The following is a 12115-nucleotide window of genomic DNA, read 5'->3' as shown; positions in this document are numbered from 1 at the left end:
CCCAGTCGAGTGGGGGGATGAAGACGGTGTAGGCTGCCGTGTGAAGGACAAGATGGGCAAACCACCACACTCCCGTTTTTCTTCCCGCCACGATCCAGCCACCCCACCCCGTCAGGCGCTGCAGAGGGCTCATACCCAGCGTTACCAGCAGGAATACCAGGGCACCAAGCCCCAGCCTGTCTACCAGAATTTTCCCTGGATCCGGCCCGAGCAGGTTCATGGCCGCCTCATACAACCACCAGGCCGGGAACAGACAGCCAATGATGAAGATCGCCAAGCGAAACCAGGGATAACGCATCAGTAGTTCTTCCGCAGGTCGAGACCGCTATAAAGAGATGCAACCTCGTCCTCATAGCCATTGAACATCTGAGTGGTACGAACATTGGGGCTGAACAGGCCGCTGGGCAACCGCCGCTCACGCGCCTGGCTCCAACGCGGGTGATCGACCTGCGGATTGACGTTGGCATAGAAGCCATACTCGCTCGGCGCCAGCCCCTGCCAGGTGGTCTGCGGCTGCTCGGCCACCAGACTGATACGCACGATAGACTTGATGCTCTTGAACCCATACTTCCACGGCACTACCAGACGCAGCGGCGCACCGTTCTGATTGGGCAACTCGCGCCCATACATGCCCACCGCCAGGATAGCCAGCGGATTCATCGCCTCATCCAGGCGCAATCCTTCCACGTAGGGCCAGTCGATCAGCGCAAAGCCCGAGCGCTGACCCGGCATGCTCTTGGGATCCTGCAGCGTTTCGAAACGAACATAACGAGCCTTCGAAGTCGGCTCGACCTGCTTGAGTACCTCAGACAGCGGAAAGCCCAGCCAGGGAATGACCATCGACCAGGCCTCGACGCAACGCAGCCGGTAGATACGCTCCTCAAGCTGCAGGGGCTTGACGAAGTCTTCCAGCGCGTAGCGCCCGGGTTTGCCCACCTCGCCATCGACCACCACGCTCCAGGGCTCGGTCTTGAGACTGCCGGCATTGGCTGCCGGATCCCCCTTGTCGGGCCCGAACTCGTAGAAGTTGTTGTACTGGGTAGCATCCTTGAATGGCGTGATTGCCTCATCCTTGACCGTCACGGCTTGCCAGCGCGTCGCACCGAGCTTGTCCTTGAACCAGCCAGGCGTCGAACCCGCCTCCACGTCGGCATAGCGCGAAGGTTCGGCGGCCTGGCCGAGCACAGGCAAAGCGCCCAACGCAAACCCGGCTAGAGAGGCACCCAATACAGAGCGGCGAGAGAAATAGACACTTTCAGGGGTAACGTCCGATTCGTTGCAATCGGACGACTTGGGAAGCTTGATGAGCATGGCGGCTCCACAGCACTGGTGGCGGATGTACCAGTAAGACTATGGAGCCGGAGGGTTATTCCAGCATTAAATCTTTTTTCAGACTTTTCGACGACGACCGCGCAGCAAGTACTGCACTGGGCCTGAAACCGCATAGCCGAGGAAGATCAGCAGCAGAATCCGTGGTGGATCGCTGAACACCACGGCGAACACCAGCACCACGGCCAGAATCGCAACAAAGGGTACGCGCCCCTTGAGATCCAGCTCCTTGAAGCTGTTGTACTTGATGTTGCTGACCATCAGCATGCCTGCAGCAGCCACCAGCAGCGCCACCAGGAACGACAGTTTTGAACCCTGGATACCGTAATCGCTGAAGGCCCACACGGTACCGGCGACCACACCTGCCGCGGCCGGGCTGGCCAGACCGATGAAGTAGCGCTTGTCGGCGGTGCCGACCTGGGTGTTGAAACGCGCCAGACGCAACGCGGCACCGGCCACATAGATGAAGGCGACCATCCAGCCGACCTTGCCCATGTCGCCCAGCGCCCAGCCAAAGGCCAGTAACGCAGGCGCCACACCGAAGGCAACCATGTCCGACAACGAGTCGTACTCGGCACCGAAGGCGCTTTGCGTGTTGGTCATCCGCGCCACACGGCCATCGAGGCTGTCCAGGACCATGGCGACGAAGATGGCGATCGCAGCGAAGGCGAAGTACTTGCTCGCCTCGCGCGGATCACCCGCGCTCAGGGCGCTCTGCGCACTGATGGAGTTGATGATCGAGTAGAAACCGGCGAACAGGTTAGCGGTGGTGAAGAGGTTGGGCAGCAGGTAGATACCGCGATGCCGGACCTTGCGCCCTTCGGCGTCGTGACCTTCCTCAACATGCTCATCGACAGGTAGCAGGCTTTCGGCGTCGGAGGGCTTGTTCGGCTCTTCGGGACGTTCGCTCATGAAATGCACCTTGCAACTGGGTGGAATAAGTTCGACAGAGGCCGGCGAAACAGGTTCTAACGGCAGATCTCTGGTCGCTTTATACCAGAAGCTGACTGCCTAAACGAAAAAACGCGGCCGAAGCCGCGTTTTTAATCTATCGAGGCAAGACTCAGTTCTTGGTCTTGTCGACGATCTTGTTGGCCGAGATCCACGGCATCATCGAGCGCAGTTGCTCGCCGATGATTTCGATGCCGTGGGCGGCGTTGTTACGACGCTTGGCGGTCATCGAAGGATAGTTGGTAGCACCTTCGCTGATGAACATCTTCGCGTATTCGCCGTCCTGGATGCGCTTCAGAGCGTTGCGCATGGCCTTGCGGGATTCTTCGTTGATGACCTCAGGACCGGTCACGTACTCACCGTACTCGGCGTTGTTGGAGATCGAGTAGTTCATGTTGGCGATGCCGCCTTCGTACATGAGGTCAACGATCAGCTTCAGCTCGTGCAGGCACTCGAAGTAGGCCATTTCAGGCGCGTAGCCTGCTTCGACCAGAGTTTCGAAGCCAGCCTTGACCAGCTCTACGGTACCGCCGCACAGAACGGCCTGCTCGCCGAACAGGTCGGTTTCGGTCTCGTCCTTGAAGGTGGTTTCGATGATGCCGGTACGGCCACCGCCGACGCCAGCAGCGTACGACAGTGCGACGTTCTTGGCGTTGCCCGAAGCGTCCTGGTAGACCGCGATCAGGTCAGGAATGCCGCCACCCTTGACGAACTCGGAGCGCACGGTGTGGCCCGGAGCCTTCGGCGCGATCATGATCACGTCGAGGTCGCCGCGCGGAACGACCTGGTTGTAGTGGATCGAGAAGCCGTGGGAGAAGGCCAGGGTGGCGCCTTTCTTGATGTTCGGCTCGATCTCGGTCTTGTACAGGGTGCCCTGGAATTCGTCCGGGGTCAGGATCATGACAAGGTCGGCAGCAGCGACGGCGGTAGCGACGTCAGCGACTTTCAGGCCATGGGCTTCTGCCTTGGCAACGGTGGCCGAACCTTTACGCAGACCGACGGTAACGTCTACACCGGAGTCTTTCAGGTTGCACGCCTGGGCGTGACCCTGGGAGCCGTAACCGATGATGGCGACTTTCTTGCCCTGGATGATGGAGAGGTCGCAGTCTTTGTCATAGAACACTTTCATGGAAATACCCCTGGTTATATCTCGGCCCCGCAGGACCTTCGCTAATTGGTGAAGTTAGATGCTGAGTACTTTGTCGCCACGGGCAATGCCGGTGACGCCGCTGCGCACGGTTTCGAGAATCGAAGCGGTGCCGATCGCCTGGATGAAGCTGTCCAGCTTATCGCTGGTACCGCTCAGTTGCACGGTATACACACTGGCGGTGACATCGACGATCTGCCCACGGAAAATATCCGTGGTGCGCTTGATTTCGGCGCGCTGGGCGCCGGTAGCCTTGACCTTTACCAGCATCAGTTCGCGCTCGATATGGGCGCTCTCCGACAGGTCGACCAGCTTGACCACCTCTACCAGCTTGTTCAGGTTCTTGGTGATCTGCTCGATCACTTCGTCATGACCCACGGTGGTGAGGGTGAGGCGCGACAGGGTCGGGTCCTCGGTTGGTGCAACCGTCAGGCTTTCGATGTTGTAGTTGCGCTGGGAGAACAGACCGACCACGCGCGACAAGGCACCAGGTTCGTTTTCCAGCAGCAGGGAAATGATGTGCCGCATATCAGGTACGCTCCGTCTTGCTCAGCCACATGTCACGCATCGAGCCGTCCTTGATCTGCATCGGGTAGACGTGCTCGGTCCGGTCGACCGCGATGTCGATGAACACCAGGCGGTCCTTCATCGCAAAGGCCTCTTCCAGTTTCGGCTTGAGGTCTTTGAGGCTGGTGATGCGGATACCCACATGGCCATAGGCCTCGGCCAGCTTGATGAAGTCAGGCAGCGACTCGACGTACGAGTGCGAGTGACGACCGTTGTAGGACATGTCCTGCCATTGGCGAACCATGCCCAGCACCCCGTTGTTCAGGTTGACGATCTTCACCGGCAGGCCGTACTGCATGCAGGTGGACAGCTCCTGGATGTTCATCTGGATGCTGCCTTCGCCAGTGACACAAGCCACGTCCTGGTCCGGGAAATTGAGCTTGACGCCCATGGCTGCCGGGAAACCGAAGCCCATGGTGCCCAGGCCGCCGGAGTTGATCCAGCGATTGGGTTTGTTGAAGCGGTAGTACTGCGCCGCGAACATCTGATGCTGACCTACGTCGGAGGTGACGAAGGCGTCGCCATTGGTCACTTCGCACAAGGTCTCGATGACCTGCTGAGGCTTGATGACACTGCCGTCGCCCTTGTCGTAAGGGAACAGGCCGCGGTCACCGCGCCACTCATCGATCTGCTTCCACCAGGTATCGAGGGCCGCCTTTTCAGGCTTCTCGCCGATTTCCCTGAAGATGGCCAGCATCTCGCTGAGCACGCTCTCGACCGGCCCCACGATCGGCACGTCGGCCTTGATCATCTTCGAGATCGACGCAGGGTCGATGTCGATGTGGATGATCTTGGCGTTCGGGCAGAACTTGGCCGGGCCGTTGACCACACGGTCGTCAAAGCGCGCGCCAACAGCAAGGATCACGTCGGCATTGTGCATCGCCAGGTTGGCGGTGTAGCTGCCGTGCATGCCCAGCATGCCGAGGAACTGGCGATCGGTACCTGGGAAGCCGCCCAACCCCATCAGGGTGTTGGTGACCGGCAGGTTCAAGGACTTGGCGATTTCGGTCAGGGCTTCGGAGCCACCACCGAGAATCACGCCGCCGCCGGAGTAGACGATCGGACGCTTGGCGGCCAGGAGCATCTCGGCGGCCTTGCGGATCTGGCCGGAGTGGCCACGGACCGCAGGGCTGTAGGAGCGCAGCTTGACCTTTTTCGGGTAGACGTACTCGAACTTCTCGGCCGGGTTGGTCATGTCTTTTGGAATGTCGACCACGACTGGACCTGGGCGACCGGATTGCGCCAGGTAGAACGCTTTTTTCAGAACTTCCGGGATCTCGGTCGGGTTCTTGATCATGAAGCTGTGCTTCACGATCGGCCGGGAGATCCCGATCATGTCGGTTTCCTGGAAGGCATCGGTGCCGACCATGGTGCTGGGCACCTGGCCAGACAGGATGACCATCGGGATGGAATCCATGTAGGCGGTGGCGATACCGGTAATGGCGTTGGTCGCACCGGGACCGGAGGTCACCAGGACCACGCCAGCCTTGCCGGTGGCACGGGCATAACCGTCTGCCATGTGCGTGGCAGCCTGCTCATGACGAACCAGGATGTGCTGGACTTCCGGTTCCTTGAACAGGGCATCGTAAACATGAAGGAGAGCACCACCAGGGTACCCGTAAATGTGCTTAACGCCTTCGTCACGCAAGAAGCGGACGACCATCTCAGCGCCAGATAAAAGCTCCACGTTGTTCACCTCTAAAACGCCAGAATACCGCCCCATCCGGGCGGGTCTTAATAGGTTTACTGCCAAGCAGAGCATGAGCGAACGTCAGCACTGACTGAGCAAGTATTGGGAGCGCCCCAGAGTGTTGCGGGGTTTTCCCACCCAGCGCGAGGTAACGCGTTGCGGGGTGTAGCGAGTCGGCGCGGGTGTGCGCCTCATGATCTGCCTAGCGGGTCTGCTTCTGGCAGTCCCCCTACAGCGGAAACTGGATTCTTCTGATTCGCCGCCCTCAAGTCAAGAAAAATTATTGCCAATTTTTCCCTGAGATGAATTCCTACCACCACGAAAAACGACGCCAGCAGCAGAAAAGCAAAGATTTCCATAAAAAAGGGCCACAATCTGCGGCCCTTGAAGGAAAAAGAGAAGAAATCAGGCTCAAGCAGCGATCAATTGATCGAATGCTGCCAGCAGGCGCCGCAGTTCGCGGCTTTCTTCCGGACGGTCGGTGAATACCGTCTCGGCCATGACCAGGATCCCCGATGCATTAGGCAAAGGGTGACCATGCTCAAGAATAAGCTTCATGCGCGGTAGGAAAATCCACTGCAGCCACTGTTCGAACGAAAGCGTATCGACCGCGAACGGCACGGTGCTGGCCAGGGCGCTTGCGCTGGGTGGCTCATGGTCCCACCAGCCACGGACCTGAAGCTCGCGCTCGATCAGCAGCAGGTGGTCGGCAATATCGAGAATGCGCTGTTCCATCACGACGCGGTCCGCGCCTTCTGCCGTGCCAGGGCGGCGCCGGCACTGTCACCCTGTTTCTCGCGAGCCTGGGCGATGATGTTCCACAGTTCGGCCTGCAGATCAGGACGACCGTTGGCATACGTCAGTGCCCGGCGGGCGAGTTGCTCGGATTGTGCAGCATCCCCTTGCGACAGACGCACCTGAGCCAGGCGGAACAGCACCTGCGGCTCACGCGGTGCGATGCGCTGGGCGCGCTCCAGGCTGGACGAAGCACCGTTGAGGTCGCCACTGCCCTGCTGCTGCTGGGCGGTGGTCAGCAATGCCAGAACCGGACCGTCCAGTTGCTCATCGGCGGACAACCCGCCGCCGTTGCTGCGTGGGATACCGGTAGGCGCACGCGTGGCAGCGGCCGGCGCACTGTTCATCGACGCGATGTCAAAAGGTTCATCACCTGCCGGATTGGGGTTGGTGGTGATCGGGCCGCTGCTGACCGGCCCTGGGGTGATCGGCCCGGTGCTCAGCGGTGCAGAACCGGTTTGCGCCGGGAAGGTCTGGATCGGCGATGCACCCGCGCCCTGCGGGATCATCACCGTGACCCCGGAATCTTCAGGCAGGGACTGGGCCTGGGACGTACCATTGCTGCCGGAGTAGACCGGCGCGCCACGGTTGGCCGTGACACGCTCGCTGTTCGAGACCCGTGTACTCGAATCGACCACCGGAATGGCGCCACGCGGGACGCTGGCGCAGCCGTGCAGCACGGCCAGCGCCGTCAAGGCAGGAAACCACCACTTGTTCACTTCACACCCTCTTCAATACAGGCCGCTCAATTCATCCAGCCCTTGACCCAGTCCATGACCGACTCGGCAGGATTCTGCTCGCCACCGCAGGCAGTACCGGCAGGCGGTTCGCTCCCACGAATATACGGCATCTGCACCGCTCCCGGACAGCTACCGTCGGAGCCCTGGGCGCTGTGCGGATCGATCCAGGCCTTCACCACGTTATCCGGCTGCGGCATGTCCAGCGGCAGCGGGTCAGCCTTGCGCATGAAGCTGGTCCAGACCTGCAATGCACCGGTAGCACCGGTGAATGGGGTCTTGCCGTTGTCGTCGCGACCGAGCCAGACCACTGCCAGCAGGTCCTGGCTGAAGCCTGAGAACCAACTGTCGCGCGAGTCGTTGCTGGTACCGGTCTTGCCCGCCAAGGTCAGATTGTTCGGCAGCACGTTGTACACCGAGCGACCTGTACCCTCGCGCATTACCCGCTGCATGGCGTTCTGCACCAGGTAGATCGCACCCGGATCGAAGGTCTGCTGGATCTGGAACGGGTAGCGCTTGAGCGGCTCGCCTTCGGCGGTCAACACGCTGCGAATCCCGCGCATCGGTGTATTAAAGCCGCCATTGGCGATGGTCTGGTACATGGTCGCGACCTGCATCGGCGACATGCCGCCAGCGCCCAGCAGCATCGACGGGAACGCCGGCCAGTCGACCTTGACACCCAGCCGGCCGATGGTCTTGATGACGTTGGGCACGCCCACCTCAAGGCCCAGCTTGGCGGTGGACAGGTTGTAGGAGTTGGCCAGCCCCTGATACAGGTAGATAGTGCCGTGGGAGCGCCGGTCGTAGTTCTGCGGGCGCCATACCTGGCCATCGGCGCCCTTGACCGAAAACGGTTCGTCCTGCACCCAACTGGTCAGGGTGTACTTGCTCGGCTGCTCCAGCGCCGTCAGGTAGACCGCCGGCTTGACCAGCGAACCGATCGGCCTGACCGCGTCGATGGCGCGGTTGAAGCCGGCGAAGCCCGACTGACGGCTGCCGATCAGCGCCTGCACTTCGCCGGTTTCCGGGTTGGTCACCACCATCGCCGACTCGACCTCGTCGGCGCCCTTGCGGCCGGCCAGGCGCTTGAAGGTTTCACTCATCGCGGTTTCGGCCTTCATCTGCAGGATCGGGTCGAAACTGGTGAAGATGCGCAAGCCTTCTTCGGTCAGGTCTTCGTCGCGATAGTCCTGGCGTAGTTGGCGCTTGACCAGGTCGAGGAAGGCCGGGAAGGAGCTGTCGGCCAGGCTGCCGCGCTTGGTCACGCCCAGTGGCATCTTCTTCGCCGCATCGACCACTTCCTGGCTGGCCACGCCCTGCTCGGCGAGCAGGTCGAGCACCAGGTTGCGCCGTTGCAGAGCGCGCTCAGGGTAGCGGCGCGGGTTGTAGTAGGACGGTCCCTTGACCATGCCCACCAGCAGGGCAATCTGGTGCAGCTTGAGCTCCGACAGCGGCTGGCTGAAGAAGAACTGGCTGGCCAGGCCGAAACCATGCACCGCGCGCTGGCCGTCCTGACCGACGAAGACTTCGTTCAGATAGGCTTCGAGAATCTCGCGCTTGTCGTAGTGCATTTCCAGCAGCACGGCCATCATCGCTTCGGTCAGCTTGCGGCTGAGGCTGCGCTCGTTGGTCAGGAAGAAATTCTTCACCAACTGTTGCGTGAGCGTACTGCCGCCCTGGCGCATGGCCCCGGACGAGGTGTTGACCCACACTGCCCGCGCGATCGACTTGGGCGAAACACCGAAGTGGCTGTAGAAATCGCGGTCTTCGGTGGCGATCAAGGTTTCCAGCAGGTATGGCGGCACCTGGTCGATGTTGATCAGGATGCGGTCTTCGAGATTCTTCGGGTAGATACCACCGATCATCAGCGGCTCCAGGCGAACCACGTCGAGCTTGCCACCGTTGGCCCCCGCCAGCCCGGCGACATAGTCGCCGGAGAAGCGTACACGCACGAACTGCGCAGGCTCCATGCCCTCGTAGAACTGGAAGCCGCGGGTATTCAGATCGACATTGCCACCGTTGACCGAGGCCTCGCCCGGACCATTGGCCGTTGCCTCGCGACGGTAGCCCAGGGCATCGAGCTCGGTGAGGAAATCATCCTTGCTCAGCTTCTGGCCGACGAACAGCTCCAGCGGCCGGGCATACACCTTGGCCGGGATGGTCCAGCGCTTGCCAGAGAACTTTTCCTGGACGACGGCATCGAGGTAGACCGCAAAGCCGGCGATCACCACCAGACCGACCAGACTGAGCTTGAGTGCCCAGCCCAGCCAGGCGCGGGAGCGGCTGGGCGGACGTTTCTTGGGGGTTCGGGAATTTCGGGTACGAGTCATGGCGGCGGATTATACGCACTTTGCAAAGGCAGGGGACGCCCTCAGGCGGTAGGCAGGGGCGGCTCCATTGACCATAATGTCGCCTCCGAATTCCCTTACCCCGGAAGGATCTCCGTGAGCCAAGCCCTGATCAGCGCGCTGCAGAACCCCGCCCTCTACCCCCACGCCGTAGAAGGCTTCCAGCTCATCGAGACACACATCTCCTGGGTTCTGCTCACTGGCGAATATGCCTACAAGATAAAGAAACCGATGAATTTCGGTTTCCTCGATTTCACTGGCCTGGACCAGCGCCAGCATTTCTGTAACGAAGAATTGCGCTTGAACCAGCGCCTGACCGAGGGCCTGTACCTGGAGGTTCTGCCGATCACCGGCAGTGCCGAAGCACCGCAGCTCGGTGGCGAAGGTGAGCCGATCGAGTTCGCCCTGAAGATGCGTCAGTTCCCCCAAGGGCAGATGCTCAGCACCCTGCAAGCCAACGGTGAGCTGAATGCCGGCCACATTGACCAGATGGCCCGACAGATCGCCGAGTTCCACCTGCAAGCGCCGAAAGTGCCAGTCGAGCACGCGCTGGGCACCCCGGAAGCGGTAATGGCGCCGGTGGAGCAGAATTTCGAGCAGATCCGCCCATTCCTCAGCGACAAGGCCGACCTGCAGCAACTGGATAACCTGCAAGCCTGGGCCCAGGACAGCTTCAAGCGCCTGCATGGCCTGCTCGAGGCGCGCAAGGCCAATGGCTTCATCCGCGAATGCCACGGCGATATCCACCTGGGCAACGCCACCCTGATCGACGGCAAGGTGGTGATCTTCGACTGCATCGAGTTCAACGAGCCGTTCCGCCTGACCGATGTGTACGCCGATACCGCATTCCTGGCCATGGACCTGGAAGACCGCGGCCTCAAGTGCCTGGCCCGGCGCTTCGTCAGCCAGTACCTGGAACTGACCGGCGACTACGAAGGCCTGGAACTGCTGAATTTCTACAAGGCCTACCGCGCCCTGGTACGCGCCAAGGTTGCCCTGTTCAGCCTGTCGCCCGATGCCGACGGCGTGCAGCGCGCCACGACCCTGCGCACCTATCGCAACTACGCCAACCTGGCAGAGAGCTACAGCGCCATCCCCTCGCGCCTGCTGGCCATCACCCATGGCGTGTCCGCCGTCGGCAAGAGCCATGTGGCGATGCGCCTGGTCGAGTCGCTGGGGGCAATCCGCGTACGTTCGGATGTCGAGCGCAAGCGGCTGTACGGCGAGCAGCAGGCGCAGAACTCCGGCCAACTGCAAGCGGGCATCTATGACCAGGACGCAAGCACTGCCACCTACAAGCGCCTGAACGAGCTGGCAGCGACCATCCTGCGCGCCGGTTTCCCTGTCGTGCTCGATGCCACCTATCTCAAGCGCGAGCAGCGCAAGGCCGCAGCGGAAGTGGCCAACAGCACTGGTGTCCCCTTCCTGATCCTCGACTGCCAGGCGCCCGAAGCGGTCATCATCAGCTGGCTGGAGCAGCGTCAGACAGAAAATGTCGATCCGTCCGACGCCACCCTGGAAGTGGTAAAGGCCCAGCAAGCCAACCGCGACCCACTGGACGAAGAGGAGGCCGCGCATGGCAAGCGCGTCGACACCCATGAAAGCGCCAGCATGGACCAACTCATCGAGCAGATCCGCCAGCGCCTGCCCGGTCTCTGACCTGCAAGGCGTGAAGCAGTCCACAGTTCGCGCCTGATCTTCGGCGCCACCTCGGTGATGGCATTACAATATCATCACACCCCTGAGGAGGCGCCGTCATGAACCAGCCCCGGCAGTTGGACAACGCCCTGTACACCCTGGTGCGCGATGAACAGATCGCCACCTTCAACCGCGAGAAGCCAGTCGACGGCGCCATTGATTTTCGCGGTGGTGACTTCCGGGGCCTTGACCTGCGCAACCTCGATGTACGCGGCATCGACTTCACCGACGCCTACTTTCATGCTGCCGACCTGCGTGGGCTGGATCTGCGCGAAACGGGCATGGAAGGCGCCAGCATCTCCCACGCACAGATCTCCGGGACCTATTTCCCGGGCGACCTGAGCGCTGACGAAATCCTCATGTCCCTGAAGTTCGGTACGCGCATGCGTTATCGTCCGAAAGGCTAAGCCTGACATTTCTGGACACAGCATCCCGTCGCCCGCACATGGCAAAAGGCCGCGTATTCGCCCAGCCCCGCTACACTCCTCTCTGACCTGCTCGCGATTTATCCACAGACCCGTTCGGCCATCGCAAGGAGGCTCGATGAACGATGAGTTGCAGCATCTGAAGAATCTAGGCAAGACCTCTGCGCAATGGTTGCATGCCGCTGGTATCCACAGCGCTTCGGATTTGCGCCGCCTGGGCGCGGTCGGGGCCTACCAGGCCGTGAGGACGCGGGGCTTTCGCGCTTCGAAAGTGTTGTTGTACGCCATCGAGGGCGCACTGCTGGATATGCACTGGAACGATCTGCCCGCCGAACGCAAGCAGGCACTGAACCAGCAACTGGATGCCAAGACCCCGCCGCAAAAAAAAGCAGAATAGTCGAAGAAAGGGTATTGACCTCTAAATGAGA

12 protein-coding genes are annotated in these 12115 nt (G+C 61.1%); 3 read left to right on the top strand and 9 right to left on the bottom strand.

The genetic code is table 11. The annotated features are described in order from the left end of the window. The 9 genes from ACPZMI_RS15690 to mrcB all read right to left on the bottom strand — a co-directional run. A partial coding sequence (locus tag ACPZMI_RS15690; RefSeq protein ID WP_483407403.1) for a cytochrome b family protein occupies nt 1-298 on the bottom strand: 298 nt, incomplete at its 3' end. Beyond that, a complete protein-coding gene (gene msrP, locus ACPZMI_RS15685) occupies nt 298-1311 on the bottom strand; it encodes a protein-methionine-sulfoxide reductase catalytic subunit MsrP (protein WP_426352594.1) in 1014 nt (337 codons plus the stop codon). The genes msrP and ACPZMI_RS15690, both read right to left, overlap by 1 nt. A 78-nt stretch (nt 1312-1389) precedes the next feature. Beyond that, nucleotides 1390-2241 (bottom strand): CDP-diacylglycerol--serine O-phosphatidyltransferase, encoded by an 852-nt coding sequence (pssA, locus tag ACPZMI_RS15680; RefSeq protein WP_054892580.1) that lies wholly within the window; start codon nt 2239-2241, stop codon nt 1390-1392. 151 nt (nt 2242-2392) lie between these two features. After that, complete coding sequence (ilvC, locus tag ACPZMI_RS15675) at nt 2393-3409, bottom strand: ketol-acid reductoisomerase (protein WP_151926452.1); 1017 nt, start codon at nt 3407-3409, stop codon at nt 2393-2395. Nucleotides 3410-3463: 54 nt separating this feature from the next. After that, on the bottom strand, nt 3464-3955 hold the full coding sequence (gene ilvN / locus ACPZMI_RS15670; RefSeq protein ID WP_003250040.1) for an acetolactate synthase small subunit: 492 nt from the start codon (nt 3953-3955) through the stop codon (nt 3464-3466). A 1-nt stretch (nt 3956) separates the two neighbouring features. Then, entirely contained in the window at nt 3957-5681 is a 1725-nt protein-coding gene (locus ACPZMI_RS15665) for an acetolactate synthase 3 large subunit (RefSeq protein WP_186670384.1), read from the bottom strand. A gap of 414 nt (nt 5682-6095) precedes the next feature. Further along, on the bottom strand, nt 6096-6422 hold the full coding sequence (locus ACPZMI_RS15660) for a YqcC family protein (protein ID WP_186670385.1): 327 nt from the start codon (nt 6420-6422) through the stop codon (nt 6096-6098). Next, nucleotides 6419-7198: a tetratricopeptide repeat protein gene (locus ACPZMI_RS15655; protein ID WP_186670386.1), complete on the bottom strand. Its 780-nt coding sequence runs from the start codon at nt 7196-7198 to the stop codon at nt 6419-6421. Before ACPZMI_RS15655 ends, ACPZMI_RS15660 begins: the two co-directional genes overlap by 4 nt. Nucleotides 7199-7224: 26 nt before the next feature. Beyond that, nucleotides 7225-9546, bottom strand: a complete 2322-nt coding sequence (gene mrcB, locus ACPZMI_RS15650; protein WP_186670387.1) for a penicillin-binding protein 1B — start codon at nt 9544-9546, stop codon at nt 7225-7227. Nucleotides 9547-9660: 114 nt separating this feature from the next. Here mrcB and ACPZMI_RS15645 point away from each other — a divergent pair, with 114 nt between their 5' ends. The 3 genes from ACPZMI_RS15645 (at nt 9661) to ACPZMI_RS15635 (ending at nt 12084) form a co-directional block, all read left to right on the top strand. Then, nucleotides 9661-11223, top strand: coding sequence for a bifunctional aminoglycoside phosphotransferase/ATP-binding protein (locus ACPZMI_RS15645; RefSeq protein WP_426352593.1), 1563 nt, complete (start codon nt 9661-9663; stop codon nt 11221-11223). A 98-nt stretch (nt 11224-11321) separates the two neighbouring features. Further along, nucleotides 11322-11669, top strand: a complete 348-nt coding sequence (locus tag ACPZMI_RS15640) for a pentapeptide repeat-containing protein (RefSeq protein ID WP_186670389.1) — start codon at nt 11322-11324, stop codon at nt 11667-11669. Between the two features lie 136 nt (nt 11670-11805). Continuing rightward, nucleotides 11806-12084 (top strand): TfoX/Sxy family protein, encoded by a 279-nt coding sequence (locus ACPZMI_RS15635; protein WP_186670391.1) that lies wholly within the window; start codon nt 11806-11808, stop codon nt 12082-12084. Nucleotides 12085-12115: the final 31 nt, after the last annotated feature.

This window comes from Pseudomonas wayambapalatensis, assembly GCF_049942315.1.
GTDB classification, from domain to species: domain Bacteria; phylum Pseudomonadota; class Gammaproteobacteria; order Pseudomonadales; family Pseudomonadaceae; genus Aquipseudomonas; species Aquipseudomonas wayambapalatensis.
Note: the sequence above shows the minus strand (reverse complement) of the source record. Positions and strands in the feature narration are given on the sequence as shown.